This window comes from Nannocystis sp. (genome assembly GCF_016714285.1).
GTDB lineage: Bacteria > Myxococcota_A > Polyangia > Nannocystales > Nannocystaceae > Nannocystis.
Map to the genome: position 1 here is coordinate 336164 of NZ_JADJNN010000038.1, position 19421 is coordinate 355584.

At 70.7% G+C, this 19421-nt stretch carries 19 protein-coding genes; 10 read left to right on the top strand and 9 right to left on the bottom strand.

Annotated elements, in window-relative coordinates; genetic code table 11:
• The first annotated feature begins 44 nt into the window (after positions 1-44).
• Together IPJ59_RS34975 and IPJ59_RS34980 are read left to right on the top strand one after the other, a co-directional pair.
• Positions 45-440 (top strand): hypothetical protein, encoded by a 396-nt coding sequence (locus tag IPJ59_RS34975; RefSeq protein ID WP_293246962.1) that lies wholly within the window; start codon positions 45-47, stop codon positions 438-440.
• Between the two features lie 81 nt (positions 441-521).
• Positions 522-1391 (top strand): hypothetical protein, encoded by an 870-nt coding sequence (locus tag IPJ59_RS34980; protein ID WP_293275575.1) that lies wholly within the window; start codon positions 522-524, stop codon positions 1389-1391.
• A 22-nt stretch (positions 1392-1413) separates the two neighbouring features.
• Here IPJ59_RS34980 and IPJ59_RS34985 read toward each other — a convergent pair whose 3' ends face one another.
• Positions 1414-2112, bottom strand: coding sequence for a peptidoglycan recognition protein family protein (locus IPJ59_RS34985; RefSeq protein ID WP_293246967.1), 699 nt, complete (start codon positions 2110-2112; stop codon positions 1414-1416).
• 324 nt (positions 2113-2436) lie between these two features.
• Between IPJ59_RS34985 and IPJ59_RS34990 the strand changes: the two genes are divergently transcribed.
• The 4 genes from IPJ59_RS34990 to IPJ59_RS35005 all read left to right on the top strand — a co-directional run bounded on the left by IPJ59_RS34990 (position 2437) and on the right by IPJ59_RS35005 (position 6442).
• Positions 2437-3828, top strand: a complete 1392-nt coding sequence (locus tag IPJ59_RS34990; RefSeq protein WP_293246970.1) for a hypothetical protein — start codon at positions 2437-2439, stop codon at positions 3826-3828.
• A gap of 96 nt (positions 3829-3924) precedes the next feature.
• Positions 3925-5286 carry a hypothetical protein gene (locus IPJ59_RS34995; RefSeq protein ID WP_293246973.1) on the top strand — a complete coding sequence of 454 codons (1362 nt, stop codon included), beginning with the start codon at positions 3925-3927 and terminating at the stop codon, positions 5284-5286.
• Between the two features lie 18 nt (positions 5287-5304).
• Complete coding sequence (locus tag IPJ59_RS35000) at positions 5305-5658, top strand: hypothetical protein (protein WP_293246976.1); 354 nt, start codon at positions 5305-5307, stop codon at positions 5656-5658.
• A gap of 58 nt (positions 5659-5716) precedes the next feature.
• A complete protein-coding gene (locus IPJ59_RS35005) occupies positions 5717-6442 on the top strand; it encodes a hypothetical protein (protein WP_293275576.1) in 726 nt (241 codons plus the stop codon).
• 10 nt (positions 6443-6452) lie between these two features.
• Here the strand turns inward: IPJ59_RS35005 and omp85 are convergent, their stop codons facing one another.
• A complete protein-coding gene (gene omp85, locus IPJ59_RS35010) occupies positions 6453-7799 on the bottom strand; it encodes an Omp85 family outer membrane protein (protein WP_293275577.1) in 1347 nt (448 codons plus the stop codon).
• Positions 7800-7859: 60 nt separating this feature from the next.
• On the opposite strand from omp85, the gene IPJ59_RS35015 reads away from it, so the two are divergent.
• Together IPJ59_RS35015 and IPJ59_RS35020 are read left to right on the top strand one after the other, a co-directional pair.
• Positions 7860-9191 carry an MFS transporter gene (locus IPJ59_RS35015; RefSeq protein ID WP_293275578.1) on the top strand — a complete coding sequence of 444 codons (1332 nt, stop codon included), beginning with the start codon at positions 7860-7862 and terminating at the stop codon, positions 9189-9191.
• A gap of 40 nt (positions 9192-9231) precedes the next feature.
• Positions 9232-10728 (top strand): pyridoxal phosphate-dependent decarboxylase family protein, encoded by a 1497-nt coding sequence (locus IPJ59_RS35020; RefSeq protein ID WP_293246988.1) that lies wholly within the window; start codon positions 9232-9234, stop codon positions 10726-10728.
• On the opposite strand, the gene IPJ59_RS35025 is transcribed toward IPJ59_RS35020, so the two are convergent.
• The 3 genes from IPJ59_RS35025 to IPJ59_RS35035 form a co-directional block, all read right to left on the bottom strand.
• Positions 10701-11789, bottom strand: coding sequence for a TauD/TfdA family dioxygenase (locus IPJ59_RS35025; RefSeq protein ID WP_293275579.1), 1089 nt, complete (start codon positions 11787-11789; stop codon positions 10701-10703). The two genes, IPJ59_RS35020 and IPJ59_RS35025, sit on opposite strands and share 28 nt — an antisense overlap.
• Before the next feature lie 125 nt (positions 11790-11914).
• Entirely contained in the window at positions 11915-12361 is a 447-nt protein-coding gene (locus IPJ59_RS35030) for an AAA family ATPase (protein WP_293246994.1), read from the bottom strand.
• A gap of 40 nt (positions 12362-12401) precedes the next feature.
• The gene (locus IPJ59_RS35035) at positions 12402-13322 is read right to left on the bottom strand and encodes a hypothetical protein (protein WP_293275580.1); all 921 of its coding nucleotides are present in this window, start codon (positions 13320-13322) and stop codon (positions 12402-12404) included.
• A gap of 127 nt (positions 13323-13449) precedes the next feature.
• Between IPJ59_RS35035 and IPJ59_RS35040 the strand changes: the two genes are divergently transcribed.
• Complete coding sequence (locus tag IPJ59_RS35040) at positions 13450-14019, top strand: protein kinase domain-containing protein (protein WP_293247000.1); 570 nt, start codon at positions 13450-13452, stop codon at positions 14017-14019.
• A gap of 18 nt (positions 14020-14037) precedes the next feature.
• On the opposite strand, the gene proS is transcribed toward IPJ59_RS35040, so the two are convergent.
• Positions 14038-15573 (bottom strand): proline--tRNA ligase, encoded by a 1536-nt coding sequence (proS, locus tag IPJ59_RS35045; RefSeq protein WP_293275581.1) that lies wholly within the window; start codon positions 15571-15573, stop codon positions 14038-14040.
• 203 nt (positions 15574-15776) lie between these two features.
• Between proS and IPJ59_RS35050 the strand changes: the two genes are divergently transcribed.
• Positions 15777-16370 (top strand): DUF4215 domain-containing protein, encoded by a 594-nt coding sequence (locus IPJ59_RS35050; protein ID WP_293275582.1) that lies wholly within the window; start codon positions 15777-15779, stop codon positions 16368-16370.
• Between the two features lie 156 nt (positions 16371-16526).
• Here the strand turns inward: IPJ59_RS35050 and IPJ59_RS35055 are convergent, their stop codons facing one another.
• The 3 genes from IPJ59_RS35055 to IPJ59_RS35065 all read right to left on the bottom strand — a co-directional run bounded on the left by IPJ59_RS35055 (position 16527) and on the right by IPJ59_RS35065 (position 19276).
• Entirely contained in the window at positions 16527-17210 is a 684-nt protein-coding gene (locus IPJ59_RS35055) for a carbonic anhydrase family protein (protein WP_293247012.1), read from the bottom strand.
• A gap of 62 nt (positions 17211-17272) precedes the next feature.
• Positions 17273-17914 (bottom strand): glutathione S-transferase family protein, encoded by a 642-nt coding sequence (locus IPJ59_RS35060; RefSeq protein WP_293275583.1) that lies wholly within the window; start codon positions 17912-17914, stop codon positions 17273-17275.
• 192 nt (positions 17915-18106) lie between these two features.
• Positions 18107-19276 (bottom strand): metallophosphoesterase, encoded by a 1170-nt coding sequence (locus IPJ59_RS35065; RefSeq protein WP_293275584.1) that lies wholly within the window; start codon positions 19274-19276, stop codon positions 18107-18109.
• Positions 19277-19421: the final 145 nt, after the last annotated feature.

The following is a 19421-nucleotide window of genomic DNA, read 5'->3' on the forward strand; positions in this document are numbered from 1 at the left end:
GGCGTCGCATGTCCAACTGTTGGCGCGGGGGCTACACTCGCGGGATGGCGATCGTCCCGACCAAGCGCAGCCCGTGGTGGATCCTCGTGTTCCTGACCGTCGCTGCTGCGCTGGCGGCCGGGGTGGTGGGCGTCGGGTGGAAGAACAGCGGCAAGCCGCCGGAGCTGAACACGCTGCTGTCGATCGTTGGGGTGTGCGCGGGGCTGTCGGCCGCGCTGACGCTGCCGGGGGCGCTGGGGGCCCGGGCGACCTTCGTGTGCGGGACCCTCGGGCTGCTGATCGGGCTGTTCCAGATGTTGAGCGTGGCGTTCACCGGCTCACACGACGGCATGGCCGACCTCGCGGCGGTGCTCAGCTTCCTGATGTTCGGGGCGATCGGCGTCGTTGTCGGCGCATTGATCGACCTCGTGATCTGGGCGGCCAGGCGGCGCCGCGGGTGAGCTGCGGTGCTCGCGGGCGCGCCCGTGGCTGCGCGGCGGCGGCATCTTGTCGGGTCGCGGGCGATCGCCGACGATGGCGGGATGCGGCGATCGTGGGCGGTGTCCGGGCTGATGTGCGGCGCGTTGGTGGGGGCCTGTGATCCGTCGACCAGCGGCGCCGGGGGGATCCTCGCGGGGCTGGCGAGCATCGCCGGCGCGGTCGCCTGCCCCGAGCTCACCGGCCGCGAGAGCGCGCTGCGGGCCTCGTTCTCGCCGGACCCGAAGATCAACCTGAAGGTCGCGGCCTTCGTGCAGGCGACGCGGCAGCTGGTGGCGGTGGCCTACAAGATGGAGGCGACGGTCGGCGCGACCTGTCGGGCGATCGGGGGCGACCTCGGGATCGACGCGGCGGAGATGGAGGCCCGCGACGACGCGGGCCCGACGCAAGCGGCGTGCGCGGCGGTGCGGGCCCGGATCGACGCGGCGCTGCAGGCTGGGGTCCGCTTCTCGGCCGAGTTCACGCCGCCCGTGTGCGAGGTCGACGCGAAGCGCGAGGCCAGCTGCGACGCGCGCTGCAAGCTGGCGGGCGCGGCGGGCGAGGTCGACGCGGACTGTCGCGGGAGCTGTCAGGCGGGGGTGCAGCTGGCGGCCCGCTGCAGCAAGCCGGCGCTGCGTCTGAGCGTGTCGAGCGAGCTGGCGGAGCTGCAGCGCCTGGCGGCCTCGCTGCAGCGGCGGCTGCCGGCGTTGATCGTGGCGGAGGTCAAGCTGGCGACCCGGGCCGTGGTGGCGCTCGAGCAGGTCGCGACGATCGGGGCCTCCCTCGAGGGCAAGCTCGACGACGCCAGCGCCCACGCGAAGGCGTGTGTCGCGGCGGCATCGGTGGCGGTGGCGACCGCGGGGCTGCGCATCGGCGTCAGCGTGAAGGCGGGGGCGTCGGTGCGTGCGGGCGCCGGGGTGAACACGGACGGTTAGGTGACCTGGCCTTCGGGTCAGGTCATTTGGGCTCGTCGGGCAGGCAGCAGTTCTCCTCGTCCGGGTCGGGGAACTCCTGGTCGAGCTCGCTGGCGCTGCAGCTGACGTCGAAGCTCGCGGCCGGGCCCTGGGCGCTTGGTGCCACCCCGTCCCACGCCGGCGGGATCGGGAGGCCGTCGCAGCGAGTGTAGCCGGGGCCGCCGCTGGACAGGTGCAGGGTCTCGCGCGCCCACACGCCGCCGGCGCGCCAGATCTGCTGGCCGGGGCACAGCGACTTGCCGCGGATCGCCTGGCGGTGGGCGAAGATATGCGAGATCGCTCCGCCGCCGCGCTGCGCCTCGTCGACGATGAAGCGGATCGCGCGGCGCAGGCCGGCGATCATCGCCTCACTGAGCTGCGAGGGCCCGCCGCCGCCGGCCCAGAACGAGGTCGGCACCGACTCGTCGCCGCGGAAGTTGCCGGCGACCTCGATCGCCACCGTGTCGCGATTGAAGGCGTCGGAGGCCCAGATCAGGCTGCGCAGCGGGTGCACCCAGTACACGCGGCCGTCGCTGTGGACGCCGAGGTGGCAGGTCGCGCGCGGCCAGGCGCTGGCGGCGAAGCCGTGAATGCCGGTCTGATGCAGGGTGATGCCGGTGATCTCTCGCCAGCTCCGCAGGCGCTTGCGCTTCTCGATCGGGCTCCTGTCGAGCACGTTGACATCGGGTTGCCATCCGTCCATTGGGGCAGGATAGACATATCGTCTGCGATCGCAACCTTCGTTTTATGCGCGCTTGCGAGCCATCGACCATCCGTGCATTTTCTGCAGCTTCGACGCAAATGGTTCATCGCTCTGCGAGGCCAAGCGCGGGAACTATGCGACCGGACGGCTGGCACGTGACTTGCTGGAGTGGCACCGTGAGGCGGCTTCACCACGATTCGCTGCGCGTGACGCCCGGGCGGGTACACGATTCCAGCGAGGCCAGGCACTACCGCTGCGCATGATTCGGCTGTGAGCGTCGCTCGCAGGGCACAGCGCGCGAACCCATTGGAAAGGTACGAGACGATGACGATCGACGAGGTTCAAAAGCTCATTCAGGGCATCTTCGACAACATCTTCAACTCGGTGACGAGCGCGGAGCCTGGCGGCAAGCCGGTGATGACGGCGGCGACGACCGTGCTGTCGCTGATGAAGCCGGGCATGGCGATCAACTCCGCGGACTTCCGCAATCCGTGGACCCCGGGGAACGTGAACGGCAGCCAGGACGCGGCGATCAACACGGCGCGGCTCGTGGATGTCGCGCCGAAGCTGTCGGCGATCTACACGGACAGCGGCAACACGATCAGCCAGGTCTACAAGCAGATCCTCGACGGCGTGTGCATCCCGGCGCAGGCGCCGAACCCGGCGATCGAGAAGCAGCTGACCGACGCCGACGCGGTGCTGTACCGCACGGTCGACATGATCGACCCGGACACCGGCGAATCGGTGCCCAAGCGCATCGAGACCCAGCTGTACCGCGATTACCTCGACAATTCGGCCGCGTACAACGCCGCGCGGATCGGCTACATCGGCGCGTATCTCGAGGCCCAGAAGACCACCAGCGGCAAGAACACCTGGCCGCTCATCGCCACCACGCTGCAGCTGCCGGTCCGGCAGGCCTACGACCGCTGGCGCTCCGGCGGGGCCGATCGGGTCGAGCAGGCGATGGCGATCATCAACACGTCCTCGCAGAACGCGCTGCAAAAGGCCTTCGATCAGGCCAAGAAGACCTTCGAGGGCTACGGCGTGGCGCTCGACGATTCGGGCACGGGATTGTCGACGCCGATCCAGCGCAGCTCGCTGCTGCCGTCGAATTGGCACAGCACCAGCTCGACCGGCTGGACCTCCTACGACTCGGCCGCGAGCACGGCGGCGACCAGCAACACCTCGGACTACAAGTCCTACGGCGGCTCGGCGGGCTTCAGCCTCGGGCTGTTTAGCATCGGCGGCTCGGCCGGGCACACCAGCCAGAGCCAGCACGCGAGCGCCGAGACCACGAACCTGCGCATCAGCTTCAGCTACACGCTGGTGACGATCCGCCGGCCGTGGTTGACCTTCAACCTGCTCGGGACCAAGGGCTGGAACCTCGGCAATCTGTACTCTCGGGGCCAGATCTCGAGCGGCGGCAAGGCCAACCAGGGGAGCTCGGTCATGCCGCTGCTGCCGACCTCGTTCGTCGTGGTGAAGGATGTCGTGATCTCGGCCTCGTGGTCCAAGTCGGACCTGGACATGATCAAGAGCAAGACCTCGGGCGGCGGCGGGTTTGCGATCGGGCCGTTCTCGATCGGGGGCACCTACGCGAGCTCGCACTCGAAGGAGACCTACACCTCGGCGTTCACCGGCGGGACCATCCGGGTCCCGGGGGTGCAGATCATCGGGGTCATCAGCCAGATCGTCCCGCTGGACCCGCCCGCCTGACGCGGGTGATGCAGCGAGGCAGCGTGCCGGCAGGCCTCATGGAGGGCTGCCGGCGCACCGGGAAGTGCTCTATTGCGATTGCGAGTGAGGCGCGCCATGGCGAACACGACAGACTTCATCAGCGCTGTATACGACCAGCTGGCCAAGTTTCTCAGCGTCGATGCGGGTTCCACGAATTTCTTGCAGATGGCGTGGCCCGGCTATTCGCTGAGCCCCACGGACTTCCGGCGGGCGGACGCCCCGAACGGGCCCTACGACCCCGACGTGGCCAAGGAGGCGCTCTCGCACCTGGCGAACATCGTGCCGGCGTTCAGCAAGGCGCGCTTCGAGAACTCGGGTTATGAGGTGGACGACCTGTACGAGATCGTGCTGACCAGCGCGATCCCGATGGGGGCCACCCAGGACACCGTCGCGGCCAACCCGATCTATCGCCTGTTCTCGGACGCCCAGTACGAGTTCACGACGGCCAGGCGCGGGGTCCACGACGACCCGAACGCATATTATTACCCGTGCTCGGCCACGCCGAGCAACTGGTACGATGAGTCCGCCGCGCAGGGCTGGACCACGATCAATCTCAGTCAGTCGGACGTGAAGCCGGCGAGCGACGCGGGGTCGTCGTTCGGGAAGTCGGGCGGCCTCGAGATGGCCCGCGCCGCGGTCTGGCGGCTGAAGCCGAGCGTCGCGGACAGCGTGGTGCTGCGCAAGAATCTGGACAGCGTGCTCGGCAAGGCCGGCGTATTCAGGCGCGGGGTGAAGGTGCCGGGGCCCGCAGCGGCGCCGGTGCCCGCCGCGGCGCCAGGGCCCGCCGCGCCGGTGATGCTGAAGCGGGGGCTCGATCCGGGCCTGGTGGGCGCGCTCAAGCGCGGCGCCCCCGGGGTCGCGGCGCCGACCTTGCACCCGGACCTCGCGCGCAGCCTGTTCACGCGGGCGAGCGGGCCGACGCCGGTGCTGAAGCGCGGCGCGGTCGACGTGGGCCGCGTCGACCTGCAGCGGCGCGACCTCGGTATCGCCGATCTGGCGAGTCGCTTCGCCCTGAAGGCCGCGCTCGACCGGCAATTGCCGAGCAAGCCGCCGTCGCCGGCGACGGACGGGTTTAGCATCTCGTTTCGCCTGTGCCGGGTGAACCTCGATCGCCCGTGGCTCAAGCTGGCGCTGCTCAGCACCAAGAACTGGTGGATGTTCGATACGCCGGGCGGCGAGTATTCGAGCGGGTCGGCCGACAGCAACCCGGGCATGTTCCCGATGCTGACGACCTCCTTCATCGTGATCCGCGACCTGAAGATCACCGCGAATTGGTCGCAGGAGGACCGGGCCAACCTCGGCAACGCGGCCGGGTTCGGGTGCTTCGACCTCCGCGACGGGACCGTGAACAACAACACGATCGAGGTGAAGGGGCTGCAGATCATCGCCTGGATCTCCAGGCTGATGCCGAAGCTCCCGCCCCTGTCGCCGCCGTGATCGCAGCGAGGGCTTGATATGCAGGATGAGGCGCAACGGGCCGCGGCGGAGGCGCTGCTGTATCGCACGGTCGAGACGGTCGACCCGGCGACGGGCGCGACGCTGCGGCGGCGGGTGCCGACCCCGCTCTACCGCGAGGTGCGCGAGCGACGTGCCGAGTACGAGGCCGCCAGGGCGGCCTATGAGGCGGCGCATCAGGAGGCGCAGAGGACCGCGAGCGGCCGCGGCAGCTGGCCGATGCTCGGTCCGGCGCTGCAGCTGCCGGTCAAGCAGGCGCACGACCGCTGGCGCGCCGCCGGGGCGGAGAAGATCGAGCGGGCCGAGGCGCTGCTGGGGCCGGGCCTGGACGCGGATCCGCAGGGATCGACGTGATGTGGCCATTTCGCCGGGGGATCGCATGAGATATCGACGACTCGCAATGTTGGTGGCCATGGGCACTATCCTCGGCGCATGCAACGGCTCTGGTTCGACCACCAGCGAGGGTTCGTCGAGCGGCGGTCCGGGCGGGACGACCGAGGTCGTGCCGACGAGCGGCGTCACGGAGGCCGCGACCACCGCGGAGCCGACGAGCGCCGGGTCGTCGACGAGCTCGGGGTCCGCGACGAGCGAGCCCGCGACCACGACCGGGGGCATGGCGGTGACGCGGCGGGTCTTCATCACCGCGGCGACCTTCCACGGCGACCTCAAGACGCAGGGTGCGGGCAGCGACGGCGTCGACGGTGCCGACCGCCTGTGCGCGGCCGCTGCGGCGGGGGCCGGCCTGGATGGCAGCTGGGTCGCGTGGGTCTCGTCGTCGAGCGTCGACGCATTGTCACGCCTCGCCGCCGATGGACGCTGGGTGTTGCTCGACGGGAGCACCGAGGTGTTCCCCGCGCGGGGGGCGATCCAGTTCGGGCCGGAGCACGCGATCGACATGGCCGAGACTGGCGCCACGCTGCCCGGCGGCGAGACGATATGGACCAACACCGATAGCTTCGGCAAGAACTCCACGGACGGGCAAAACAACGCCTGCGACGACTGGAGCGGGCAGACCGGGCTCGCCGCGGTGGGGGTGCTGTTCGACCCGGACTTCGGCGGCGCGGGGCTGTCGTGGACCGACACCAAGCAGCCCCAGGCCTGCGGCGGCGTGCACCACCTGTATTGTTTCGAGGGCTGAGGCGAGCGGCTTAGAACACCTGGCCGATGTCGACGTAGAAGCCGGGGGTGCGCTCGGTGGGCGAGTAGGCGCCATCGAAGCGGATGACCAGGGTCTCGCCCCAGCGCACGCGCAGGCCGCCGCCGGTGCCGACCTTGAAGGTGCCGCCGTCGACGCTCTGGCCGGCGAGCTCGGTGCCGCGGAGGTCGGCCCAGATCCGTGCGGCGTCGAGGAAGCCGACGGCGCCGACGAGGAAGCGGCTCTTGCCGACGTTGAAGCGCCAGAACATGCTGCGCAGCTCGAGGTTCTGGATGAGCTTGACCTTGCCGGAGTAGCGCTGGCGCGGGACGCCGCGCAGCGACCAGCCGCCGCCGGGGCCGTCGCGCGGCTGCAGGGCGCCGAAGCGGGTGAGCTCGTAGAAGGGCGCGTCGCCGAGGATCACGTCGGCGACGCCGCGGATCGCGAACGACAGGTACTCGCCGACGATCGCCTTGTACCACGCGGTGTTGAGGGCGAAGGCGGCGTAGCGCAGGTCCTGCTGGACGCCGGGCGAGCTGCGGACGGACAGCTCGGTGAAGGTGCCGCGGGTCGGGGTGAACTCGTGGTCGCGGGTGTCGAAGAGGAGGCCGAGGTTCAGGACCATGAGCAGCGCCGGGTCGGTGCCGCGCAGCAGCTTGCCGAGGGTCTGGGCGTCCTTGCTGCCGTCGTCCAGGGAGGCGATGTCTTGCTCGAGCTTGCTGCCGGGGTAGGGGCGGACGATGTTGTAGGTGGTGTTGAGGCCGACGAGGGCCTCGATGCGCTTGCGCTGCGCGGGGGTGGAGCGGTCCCACAGGCGGACGCGGGTGTTGACGAGGAGCAGCGGGTAGATGTGATCGAAGGAGTGGAAGCGGTGGGCGGCCTGGTAGGCGGCGAGGTCCTCGTCGGGGTCGATGCTCTCCCACGGCTTGTCGAACTTGGAGTCGTTGCCGAAGCCGTAGTAGCCGGTGTTGGCGAACTTGCGGAAGCCGACGCGGGCGGTGATCCGCAGGCGGTTCTCCAGCAGGCCGGGGAAGTCCATGTTGAGGTAGTCGTCGTGGAAGGGGAACTCGGCGCCCTTGCCGGGGGCGCGTTTGACGGTGGCGTAGGCTTGCAGCTCGAGGCGCCACTTGTAGGGGCGGTAGCCGGTGGCGAAGCGGGCCACGCTGGCGATCGCGCCGAAGCCGAAGCCGAGGTCGGTGTCGTAGTTGATCGCCGGCAGGGCGCCGAACTCGGTGCGGTTGGGGTTTTGCGGGCCGGTGTCCTTCTTCTTGCGCTTCGCCGCCGCGTCGCCGGCGAGCAGGCACAGGCAGGCGAGCACCAGCACGGCGAGCGCGCGGGTGGTCGATCGATGACGATGCACGGTGCGGGGAGGCATGGACGTCGCGGGTGACATGGGCGGCGGTCGTGGTAGGGTGGCGAGGTGTCGGTTCCGCCGCTGCGCCGCGCCCTCTGCCTCGCGTACGGGGCTGGTTCGATCGGCGCGGGGATCTTCAGCACGATCCCCGGGTTGTTGTTGCTGTTTTATCTCACCGACACCCTCGCGGTCCCGGCCGGACTCGCGGGGCTGGCGATCTTGATCCCGAAGCTGTGGGACATCGTCACCGACCCGATCGTCGGGGCGTGGTCGGACCGCACGCGCTCGCGCTGGGGTCGGCGGCGGCCCTTCCTGCTGGCGGGCGCGCTGCTGCTGCCGCCCTGCTTCATGGCCCTGTTCATGGCCCCGGTCGGCGACCCGGTGGTCAGCTTCTTTTGGGTGCTGCTGGCCTTCTGCGCGGCGGCGGGGGCCTTCACCCTGTTCCAGGTGCCGTACGCGACGATGCCGGCGGAGATGACGGCCGACTATCACGAGCGCACCACGCTGGTCGCGTATCGCATGGCCTTCGTCACGGTCGGGGTGCTCGCGGGTGGGGCCCTCGCGCCGGAGCTGATCGAGATGGGCGGCGGGGGTGCGGCCGGCTACGCGCAGATGGCGATCGTGCTCGCGCTGATCACCATGGTAGCGATGCTCACGGCCTTCTTCGGCACCCGCGGTGCGGTCCAGACCGAGGCGGTGGCCAGCAGCCTCGGGCTGCGCGCGCAGCTCGGAGTGGCCCTCGCGTATCTGCCGTTTCGCCGCCTGCTCACCGCCTACGCGCTGCAGTGCGTCGCGCTCGGGACGGTGCTCGCGGCGGTGCCCTACTTCGTGCGCTACACGCTGCAGGCCGGCAGCGGCGGCCTGACCCTGCTGTTCGTGTGCCTGGTCGCGCCGGCGATCGTGACGATGCCGGTGTGGACGGCGGTGTCGCGGCGGCACGGCAAGCGGGTCGCGTACATCGCGGCCGCGGTGATCTTCGCGGTGATGGCGGCGAGCCTGATGCTGGCCGGTCCCGGTCCGCTGTGGCGGGTCGGCGTGCAGGTCGGGCTGCTGGGGATCGGCTTCGCGGGGCTGCAGGTGTTCCCGTTCGCGATGCTGCCCGAGTTGATCGACGCCGATGCGCACGCGACCGGGCTGCGGCGCGAGGGCGTGTTCACGGCGCTGTGGTTCGTCGGCGAGAAGGGTGGCTTCGCCGCGGGCGCCTGGCTGGTCAGCGGGATCCTGGCGGCGACTGGCTTCATCGAGCGGCGGGCCGGCGAGCTGGTGGTCCAGCCCGAGGCCGCGCTGCTCGGGGTGCACCTGGCCACCGCGCTGGCGCCGGCGCTGCTCGCTGCGATCAGCGTGCCGCTCTTGCTTCGTCACCGCGAACCCGATCGCAAGCTGCCCACATTATCGTGATTGCCCCACCGTGATTGCCCCGAAACGAGACGAGCACAGCATGACATTGCCAGAGACAGGATGGTCCCGGGACCAGATCTTCGCCGCCCTCACCGAGATGAAGGCGCACGACCTCGCCACCGAGGGCGGGGCCGCGTTCGCGTACGTGTACGACTCGGGCGAGCGGGCGGCCGCCGCGTTGGCGTCGCAGGCGTACAGCATGTTCCTCGGGGCCAACGGGCTCGACCCGACGGCCTTCCCGAGCCTGCTGCGGATGGAGAACGAGATCGTGGGCTGGTGCGCGGCGCACCTCGGGGGCGGCCCGGAGGCGTCGGGGAGCTTCACCAGCGGAGGCACGGAGAGCCTGATCCTCGCGGTGAAGACGGCGCGCGACTGGGCCCGGGTGCACCGGCCGGAGATCACGAGGCCGGAGATGGTGGTGCCGGTGACGGCCCACGCGTCGCTGCACAAGGCGGCGCACTACCTGGGCGTCACGCTGGTCCCGTGCCCGGTCGACCCGCGCAGCTTCAAAGTGGACGTCGCGGCGATGCGGGCGGCGATCACGGCGAACACGATCCTGCTGACGGCGTCGGCGGCGAGCTACGCCCACGGGGTCATCGATCCGATCGCGGAGATCGGGGCGCTGGCGCTGGAGCGGGGGTTGTTGTTTCACGTCGATGGTTGCATCGGCGCTTTCCTGCTGCCGTACTTTCGCCGGCTCGGCGCGGCGGTGCCGGCCTTTGATCTGTCGGTCGCGGGGGTCAGCTCGATCTCGATGGACCTGCACAAATACGGCTATGCGCCGAAGGGTGCGTCGGTGATCGTGTACCGCGACAAGCAGCTGCGGCGGCACCAGCTGTATGCGTGCGCCGACTGGACCGGCTACGCGGTGATCAACTCGACGGTGCAGAGCACCAAGTCGGGCGGGCCGCTGGCGGCCGCGTGGACGCTGCTGCACGCGCTCGGCGACGCGGGGTATCTCGAGCTGGCGCGGCGCACTCTGGCGGCGACGCAGGCGATCGTCGCCGGGGTGCGGGCGATCCCCGGGCTGCGGGTGCTCGGCGAGCCGGAGATGAGCCTGCTCGCGTTCACCAGCGATTCGGGCGGGCTGTTCCTGTTCGCGGTGGCCGACGCGATGGCGCGGCGCGGCTGGCTGGTGCAGCCGCAGCTGCACGGGCACGGGGCGCCGGCGAGCCTGCACCTCACGATCTCGGCCGGGCACCTGGCGGTGGTCGATCGCTTTCTGGTCGACCTGCGGGCGTCGGTGGCGGAGGTCGAGGCGGCTGGCGCCGACCCGGCGACGGCGATGCTGCTGCAGGCGGCGGGCGGCCTCGACTTCGCCAGCCTCGGCGACGAGGGCTTCACGCAGGCGCTCGCGCTGGTCGGCGTGCAGGGTGGGCAGCTGCCCGAGCGCATGGCGCCGATCCACGCGCTGCTCGACGCCTTGCCGGCGGCGGTGCGCGAGGCGGCCTTGCTGGCCTTCCTGAACGACCTGTACACCGCGCATGCGCCGTCGGTCGCTCCGCCAGGTCACGCCGCTTCGGCGGGGTCGAAGTAGACGCCTCGCAGCCAGCGCGCGCCGGTGAAGCCGGTGCGCGCGTGGAGGGTGCGGTGATTGTCGTAGAGCAGCCAGTCGCCGGGCGCGAGCAGGGCCCGGTAGTGATGCTGTGGGTCGCGAAGCAGGCGGATGAAGTGGTCGTGGGCGCGATAGAAGTCGAGGGTACGGGCGAAGGGCAGGGCGTGTGGGGCGTAGGTGAAGTAGGAGCTGCGCACGAGGAAGTCGTCGTCGCCGCGGCGGGCGACCAGCGGGGTGACGAGCTCGCGCTGGAACTGTTGCTGCTTGCGTGAGATCTTGACCGGCACGGTGGCGAGGATGTCGGCGGCGTGGGCGTCGATCGACTCGAGGTGACGGAAGGCGGCGCGGGCGTCGGCGAGGAGGTTGACGCCGCCCTCGTCGGCGCAGCGGATGCCCTGCAGGAGCTGGTAGCGCGGCGGGTGCTCGAGGAAGGGCTGGTCGGTGTGCAGGCCGATCGGCGCGTCGGTGTAGCCGAGCTGGTCGGTGTTTTGGTTGGTGCTGTTGTCGGTGCGCAGGTCCTCGATACGGCCGAAGTGGGTGCCGATGACGCGGAGGCCGGCGGCCTCGAAGGCGGCGATCAGTGGTTCGGTGGCGTCCTCGGGGGCGCGGCGATCGTCGGGGTCGCGGCGCACGACGGCGGCGCCGTGCTGGCGCACGCGGGCGAGGGCGGCGTGGACCTGTTCGGTGAGGGAGAGGCCGTGGGCCGCGACGGAGATCTGGGCGAGGTCGGCGGCGGGCGGGGGGACCTCGACGCGGTTGCGGGCGTAGGCGTGGGCTCGCAGCCAGGCCAGCGGGTAGCGGCTGGCGTGGTCGTCCGACCACTCGATCTCGAGGGCGTCATCGACGATCGCGGCGCGGCGCGGAGCGATGTCGTCGGGGAGCTCGGAGGAGCAGCGGGTGCGCTCGCCGGTGATCGGGTGGCGCTCGCGGTCGCAGTGGTGGCGCAGCCAGCGGTGGTGGAAGTCGGCGTGCTCGCCGGCCCCGAGCGGCACGCGGAGCCACTCGCGGTGCAGCGCCAGGCCGGGCTCGGGGGTGTTCGGCATGATGGAGGGAGTGTCAGAATAATGAATGGCGGCGTCAAGAGGGTCGTTAGGGAGGCCGCCCGGGGGCCGGCGCCCCCCGCCCCCCCCCCGGGGGGGGGCGCCCCCCACGGTCGACGAGCGCCAGATCAGCCGTCGTCGCGCCAGGGCTGCACCTCGAAGCCCCCGGCGACCAGCCTGACGTAGTGGAGCTCGTCGAAGCCCTCGTCGAGGCGTGGCACTTCGAGGCGGGCGTAGGTGCCGTGGAGGCCGCGCTGCGGGACCTGCTCGTTGGCCTCGCGCGCCTCGTTGCGGACGATGGCGTCGGCGATCTTCGACTCGAAGTAATAGCCGATGACGCGAAAGCCGGCGCTGCGGGCCGCGACGATGTAGGGCTGACGGTCGCGCCGCGTCGGGCTGGTGTTGTCGACGACGAAGGGCTGCCCGGCCTCGAGGCAGGCGCGCAGGAGCAGGGCCTCGCGGTGGCGCGTGCCCAGCATGTCGAGGTTGATGCGGACGTGGGTGCCAAACAGGCGCTGCTTGCAAAAGCTGCTCTTGCCGGTGGCCTGGATGCCGCAGAGGAGGATCGCTTCCACCGGGGCACGATACCCTGCCCGGGCGGCGGGCGGGGCAGGTTCACGGGAGTGTGCACAAACCGAGGTCGGCGAGGCCGGGCGGGGCGTCGCGTGGGGCGGCGTAGTAGGGGACGCAGAGCTGGTCGCCGGGGCCGGGTGGGCAGCTGGCGGGGTCGCCGAGATCGCAGTAGGCCGCGCAGCAGCCGTTCGGGTGGTCGCAGCCGAACACGCGCTCGGTCGGTGCGCACAGGGCCGGACCGCTGCAGTCACGGTGGTCGTCGCAGGGCTCGCCCGGGGCGGCGGCGTCGAGGTTGCCGCGCAGGACGCAGCCGAAGCCGACGCTGGCCGGGGCGCAGGCCATCACGCTGACGCCGGCGCCCGCGTCGGGGCAGTCGTAGGCGAGGGGGTCGCAGGGCGGGACGCAGAGGGCGATCGGCCACAGGTGGTCGATGTTGGCGCAGACCAGGGCCGGGTCGGCGCAGGTCGGTGCATTCGCCGGGCCGGCGCAGAATGGGAGGCAGGCGCCCTCGCCGGTGCCGAATTGTACGCACATACTGGCGGGGTCGCAGGTGTCCTGGCCGTCCGCGCCGGTGAAGCACAGCGCGCCTGGCGGGGCGCCGGCGCCGGCGTTGTCGGGGACGCAGGCGGTGCCGATATAGGGGGTATCGAGGCCGGGCTTGATGCCGGTGCACTTCTGTCCCTTGGGACAGTTTTGTAGCCGGGTGTCGCAGATGGGCGGGCAGGTCTCGGGGTCCTGGCAGGGCGCGCCGGTGGTCTCGCTGGTGGCGGTGGTCGTGGCGGTGGTTTCCCCGGTGGCGGTGGTCGTGGGGGTGCTGGTGGCGGCTTCGCTGCTGGGGTCTGTCGCGCTGGTGGCGAGGCCCTGGGTGGTCGCGGCGCTGGACTCGCTGGTGGCGGTCTCGCTGGCGGCCTGGGGCGCGCAGGCGAGGGCCAGCAGGAGCAGTGGTGCGGCGGTGCGGGTCACGGGGCGAGTGTACATGGATACGGCTGGGCGCGTGGCGGGCTGTCGCAAGGGACAGGTGCTGTCGCAAACGCAAGGATCGACCGGGTTGGCGCGTGACAGGTGGCGCGGGGCGAGGGACAATGTGGGCATGATCGACGCCGACGAGACACTCGAGACCCTGGCGCGGCGGGCCGTGGTGCTGGGCCAGCGGGAGGCCCTGCTGTCGCGGGTGCTGTCGCTGGCGGAGGCGGTCGCGCGGGCGCACGCGCTGGGGCTGGTGCACGCCGAGCTGCGACCGGAGTTGGTGAGGGTCGGGGCCTTCGGGGTGGTGCTCGACTGGGGCTGCGCGCGCGAGCTCGGCGGGCTGTACGACGATCGGCCGTGGCCCGAGCTGCGGCGCGGGGAGCTCGCGCGGGACGTGGCCTTCATGGCGCCGGAGCAGGTCACGGGTGGTCGCATCGACGCGCGCGTCGACGTGTATGCGATCGCGGCGGTGGCCTATCGTGTGTTGGCCGGGGAGCCGCCCTACGCGCACGAAGCAGCAGTGACGCGGCGACACGCGCTGATGGCCGGGCCGCCGGTGCCGCTGGCGCGGCGGGTGCCCGGGCTCGCGCGGGTGACCGCGTTGATCGACCGGGCGATGGCGCGGTCACCCCACGAGCGCCCGCAGGACGCGGGCGTGCTGGTGTACGCGCTGCGTGAGGTCGGGATCGGGTGAACGCGAGGTGGCCCCGCCTCAGTAGGCCTTGGCGATGAGGACGCGCTGGGGGCTCGGCTTGCCGGTGAGGATGCACGCGCCGGGCTCGGGCGCGGGGCCCTGACCGGGGAGCGGGATGCAGCGGATCGTGGCCCGGGTCTGCTCCTTGATCTTCGCCTCGGTCTCGCGGGTGCCGTCCCAGTGACACCAGGCGAAGCTGCTCTGCTCGCCGGCGAAGGTGCGGAGGAACTCGTCCCAGGTGTTGAGCTCGACGCTGCGGGCGAGCGTGCGCTGGCGGGCGGCGGCGAGGAGGGCGTCCTGGAACTTGGTCAGGCGCTCGCGGACGGTGGCGAGGAACTGGGCGGTGGGGATGAATTCCTTGCCCTTCCCGGCCTCGCTGTCGACCCGCATCTTGACGCAGACTTGGTCCTTCTCGAGGTCCTTGGGGCCGAGCTCGACGCGGACGGGCACGCCCTTGCGCTCCCAGTCGTAGAACTTGGCGCCGGGCTTCATGTCGCGGTCGTCGACGACGACCTCGAGGAAGTCGCGGTAGCGGGCGCGGGGCGGGGCGATGTCGATGTCGACCAGCTGGTCGCGCAGCTTGGCGCAGGCGGCGAGCACGCGGCTGCGCTCGTCGTCGCCGCGGAAGATCGGGACGATGACGATGTGGATCGGTGCGAGGCGCGGGGGCAGGACCAGGCCGGCGTCGTCCGAGTGGGTCATGATGAGGCCGCCGATCAGGCGCGTGCTCACGCCCCACGAGGTCTGCCACACGTAGTCGCGGGCGCCGGACTGGGTCTGGAACATGACGTTGAAGGCGCGGCCGAAGTTCTGCCCGAGGTCGTGGCTGGTGCCGGCCTGCAGGGCCTTGCCGTCCTGCATCATCGCCTCGATGCAGGTGCTCTGGAGGGCGCCGGCGAACTTCTCGCTGTCCGTCTTCACGCCGCGGATCACCGGCATCGCCATGACCTCCTCGGCGAAGTCGCCGTAGACGCCGAGCATGCGCCGGACCTCCTCCTGCGCCTCCTCGTGGCTGGCGTGGGCGGTGTGCCCCTCCTGCCACAGGAACTCGGTGGTGCGCAGGAACATGCGGGTGCGCTTCTCCCAGCGCATCACGTTGGCCCACTGATTAATCAACAGCGGGAGGTCGCGGTAGCTGTCGACCCAGTGCGAGAAGAAGTAGCCGATGACGGTCTCGCTGGTCGGGCGGATGACGTAGGGCTCGTCGAGCGCCTCGCCGCCGGCGTGGGTGACGACGGCGAGCTCGGGGGCGAAGCCCTCGACGTGCTCGGCCTCCTTGGTGATGAAGCTCTGGGGGATGAGCAGCGGGAAGTAGGCGTTCTTGTGGCCGGTAGCCTTGAAGCGACCGTCGAGCTCGCGCTGGATCTTCTCCCACACGGCGTAGCCGTGCGGCTTGATGACCATGCAGCCCTTGACCACCTTGGCCGGCTCGGCCATCTCGGCCTCGCGGATGACGTCCTGGTACCACTGGGGGTAGTCGTCGGCCCGCAGGGTGATCTTTCCACCCGCCTTGCCGATGTGCTCCTCGTGCTCGCTGCTGGCCTTGGGCTTCATGCCGCGCGAGGATGCCGAGGCCGCGGCGGGCAGGCAAGGGCCGCCGGAGTGCGTGGACACAAGTCAGGCGGGCGGTGGTTGGGCCTGCCCACACGCCGATCGGAGTTGCCAGTCGTGGATCACGGTGGCGAAGAAACACCGTCCTTCAGGGAGTCCGTCGGCTTGCTTGACGTGGGGCTGGCAGCGAGCGGACAGTCGGTCGCGTGACGAAGACGCGGGCTGTGCTCTGGGCGCTGACCTTCTCGAGGTCTCTGATGCCATACCCCCGCTCCCTCTTCATCTCGCTCGGCTGGCTCCTGCTGACCATCGCCTGTCAGCAGGGCGGCGACGTCGGGACCGCGGAGCCGGCACCCGAGACGGCGAGCACCTCGTCGTCGAGCACCGGCATCGATGCGCCGGACATTCCGACCACTGGCGCATCGAGCCCCGTCACGACCGACTCGACGAGCACTACCATCGGAGACGCAAGCACCTCGACAGGCGTGTGCGGCGATGGAGTGGTCGAGGGTGACGAGACTTGCGATGACGGGAACGCGATGCCTGGCGATGGCTGCCAGGAGTGCGAGAGGGATTCCACTGTCTTCATTACCAGCGAGGTGTACCAGGGCTTCGCGCTGGGCGGACTCTATGGAGCCGATCAACGCTGTCAGAGCCTCGCCGCCAAGGCCGGACTTCAGCATTTTCTGACCTTCAAAGCGTGGTTGAGCACACCGAGCATGTCCGTCGCAGACCGCTTCCGGCACTCGCGCGGGCGCTACGTTCTGGTCAATGGGCTCGTGGTAGCGGGACTGGGCTGAGCGTGAATACTGACGCCGCGTGGTCATTCTTCGAGCATGGACCCTGTGGGTCCGAACTCCGGCTGTATTGCGTGGAGCAGTAGGGCAGATATCACGTGTGAGAAGCCAGCACGTTCCGACACCGCAGCTCGGCAGCGCGGCGCAGCCGCGCTGCGATCATTCGCCCGTCGCTCGCCGGTGCGGGTGATCGGCGAAGCTGCGCAGGACGAAGCGCCGCTGCAACGGCTGGGTCGGGCGCGCGGGGTGCCCGGCGCGCTTCCTGAGCGCCTCGAGCTCCGGGCGCAGCGCGGACAGCGGGGTGCGCAGGACGACCCAGCTGACCTGCTCGGCGAAGGCCGGCGTGGTCAGGGAGCCCTCATAACGGAAGAAGCCGCGGTCCTCCGGGATGCACAGGTTCGGGTCGAGCGCGACCGGCGAGCCCGGCCCGCTGTCGCGATGCTTCATGAAGTGCTGCAAGATCGGCGCGCTCGCGCTCGCGTGCTCCTGCACGAACACGGCGACCACCACCGCGGTCGAGCCCCACACCGGCCGGGAGATCTTGTGGACGAGGTGGAGCTCCATCGGGTAGCTGCTGCCGTCGATCTGATGCTCACTTGGCGCGTGCAGGTGGATCCTCAGCAGCGGGCAGCGCTGGTCGGCGAATTCGAGGTGAGCGACCGAGCCCGGCAGGAGATCGAAGCTGTGGCCCGGGTCGTGACCGGGGTCGCCGAAGACGCCGTGGACCTCGTCCGCGTAATCGAAGCGCAGCGGGCGTAGGCCCTTCGTATAGATTGAATCGTTGATGTCGATCGGCGATTGCTGGGCCCAGTAGGCGCCGCGTTGGGGCTCGGGATCTGTCATACACCTCCAACCCGGCAGGCTACCGCGCCGACGCTTTGTCCACAAGGGCGGCCCGGCTCCGCTCAGGCGGGCCGCCAGCCCGCGGCCTCGGCCTCGGCGAGCGCCGCCGCGGGGGTCGTGGCCGCGATCGCGGGTCGGTCCGCCCAGCGGGCCACCCGCGCCGCGACCCGCGGGTAGGCGTCCAGGCCGGTCACGAGCGCGTAGTGCTCGAGGTGCTGCCACAGGCAGATCGTGACGATATCGCCGTAGTCAAGCCCGTCCGCCTCCGGATCGGTGTGGGCCTCGAGCCAGGCCAGCCCCTGGTCGATCGCGGCCCGCAACTTGCGGAAGTAGGCCACGCCGTCCAGGTCCGCGAGCCCGCCCCGCCGCGCCAGCAGCAGCACGACCTCGTTGCTCATGACGCCGTTGACGACCGCGAGGCGGTTCAGGGCCAGGACGCGCTCGCTGCAGACGCCCAAACAATCCGCCGGGTCGTACTGGCGGACCAGGTACCGCGCGATATGGTCGGACTCGATCAACATGTGCGCCCCGTGGACCAGGGTCGGCACGCGCATCAGCGGGTTGCCGCCGTACACGGCCGTCGTCGTGGCGAGCACGCCGGGCCCGCGCACGAACTCATACGCGACCCCGAGCTCGGCGAGGACGATGCGGACCTTGCGCGTGAAGTGGGAGAGCGGCGTTCCGTGCAGTCGAGGCGTGTCCATGGCTCCCGCCACCATACCTCGAGCGCCGCCGCCGTGAACCGTGAGTTTTATGGCGCCCACTCGCCGCGGCGATATGCCAATCGCCGTACACAACGCATAATATATCATGCGTTTATATTGACAGCATCGCGGGCCCGGGCAAGGCTCGGGGGGTATCGGGGCGATGGAGCGGCCGGGTGAGCCGAGGAGGCATCACGCGGGGTGGAGCGTGATGTCGGTGATCTCGGCGGGCACGCCGAGGCGCATGGGTGGGCCCCAGTAGCCGGTGCCGGTGCTGACGTAGATGCTCATGTCGCGCAGGCGGTGGAGGCCGGCGACGTATGGTTGTTGGAGGCCGACGAGGAGGTTGAAGGGGAAGATCTGGCCGCCGTGGGTGTGGCCGGAGAGTTGGAGGTCGACGCCGTGGTCGGCGGCTGCGTCGGCGCCTCTGGGCTGGTGGGCGAGGAGGATGAGCGGGCGCTTGGGGTCGCGGCCGGCGAGGGCGCGCGGGAGGTCGCTGCCGTGCCCGGCGGCGAAGCTGCGGCCGGTGGGGTCGTCGATGCCGGCGAGGTCGATGTGGTGGCCGTCCTGCTCGAGGGTGACTCGCTCGTTGCGCAGGACGGTGACGCCGAGGCTGCGGAGGTGGGCGATCCACGCGTCGGCGCCGGAGAAGTATTCGTGGTTGCCGGTGACGAAGAAGACGCCGTGGCGGGCGCGGAGCTTGGCGAGCGGGGTGACGAAGTGGCCGAGCTTGGCGACGCTGCCGTCGACGAGGTCGCCGGTGATGGCGATGAGGTCGGGCTGCAGCGCGTTGGTGCGGGCGACCAGCTGGTCGATGAAGGCGCGGCCGATGGTGGGGCCGACGTGGATGTCGCTGAGCTGGACGATGCGAAAGCCGTGGAAGTTGGCGGGGAGGTCGGTGATGGCGATCTGCACCGGCTTGACGGCGACCGGGCGCATCGCGCTGTAGAAGCCCCAGGTGGCCATGCCGAGGCCGCCGAGGCCGACCGCGCCGGCGAACAGGCGGGCGATGAGGAGGCGGCGCGCGGGGTCCGGGGGTGCGCCGCCGATGTGGTCGATCAGCGAGGCCACGCCGCGCATGAGGTCGGCGGGGATCAGCAGCACGAACAGGAAGAACATCAGGCCCATCCAGCTAAACAGCACCCACATGATCGGGCTCGTGACGCGGTGCGGGAGCAGGCGGGTGAGCATGAGGCCAAGGGGCATGAGCACGGCGAGGGCGATGACGGCGACGCTGAGCCAGGTGTGCCACGGCGCAGGCCAGGCGACGTCGCGGACCAGGCGGGCCCACAGGTAGTAATGGATCCCCGCGGTGACGCTGAGGACGACGCTGAGGAAGATCGCCAGGCGGGTCACCGACATGCGGGCGCAGGTCTATCGCGTTTCGCGGTGCGGCTGACGGTTTGCGGGCGGGGAGGGGTGCGCGGGCGTGGCGATGCGGGGATCGGGTGCGGGACGGGTGACGCGGGCTCGTGGGTGCGCGGGCGTGGCGATGCGGGGATCGGGT

What these genes read in the sequence shown, in the direction of transcription:
- IPJ59_RS34975 (WP_293246962.1), top strand. Translation starts at nt 45, where the DNA reads ATGGCGATCGTCCCGACCAAGCGCAGCCCGTGGTGGATCCTCGTGTTC.
- IPJ59_RS34980 (WP_293275575.1), top strand. Translation starts at nt 522, where the DNA reads ATGCGGCGATCGTGGGCGGTGTCCGGGCTGATGTGCGGCGCGTTGGTG.
- IPJ59_RS34985 (WP_293246967.1), bottom strand. Translation starts at nt 2,112, where the DNA reads ATGGACGGATGGCAACCCGATGTCAACGTGCTCGACAGGAGCCCGATC.
- IPJ59_RS34990 (WP_293246970.1), top strand. Translation starts at nt 2,437, where the DNA reads ATGACGATCGACGAGGTTCAAAAGCTCATTCAGGGCATCTTCGACAAC.
- IPJ59_RS34995 (WP_293246973.1), top strand. Translation starts at nt 3,925, where the DNA reads ATGGCGAACACGACAGACTTCATCAGCGCTGTATACGACCAGCTGGCC.
- IPJ59_RS35000 (WP_293246976.1), top strand. Translation starts at nt 5,305, where the DNA reads ATGCAGGATGAGGCGCAACGGGCCGCGGCGGAGGCGCTGCTGTATCGC.
- IPJ59_RS35005 (WP_293275576.1), top strand. Translation starts at nt 5,717, where the DNA reads ATGGGCACTATCCTCGGCGCATGCAACGGCTCTGGTTCGACCACCAGC.
- IPJ59_RS35020 (WP_293246988.1), top strand. Translation starts at nt 9,232, where the DNA reads ATGACATTGCCAGAGACAGGATGGTCCCGGGACCAGATCTTCGCCGCC.
- IPJ59_RS35025 (WP_293275579.1), bottom strand. Translation starts at nt 11,789, where the DNA reads ATGCCGAACACCCCCGAGCCCGGCCTGGCGCTGCACCGCGAGTGGCTC.
- IPJ59_RS35040 (WP_293247000.1), top strand. Translation starts at nt 13,450, where the DNA reads ATGATCGACGCCGACGAGACACTCGAGACCCTGGCGCGGCGGGCCGTG.
- proS (WP_293275581.1), bottom strand. Translation starts at nt 15,573, where the DNA reads ATGAAGCCCAAGGCCAGCAGCGAGCACGAGGAGCACATCGGCAAGGCG.
- IPJ59_RS35055 (WP_293247012.1), bottom strand. Translation starts at nt 17,210, where the DNA reads ATGACAGATCCCGAGCCCCAACGCGGCGCCTACTGGGCCCAGCAATCG.
- IPJ59_RS35060 (WP_293275583.1), bottom strand. Translation starts at nt 17,914, where the DNA reads ATGGACACGCCTCGACTGCACGGAACGCCGCTCTCCCACTTCACGCGC.
- IPJ59_RS35065 (WP_293275584.1), bottom strand. Translation starts at nt 19,276, where the DNA reads ATGTCGGTGACCCGCCTGGCGATCTTCCTCAGCGTCGTCCTCAGCGTC.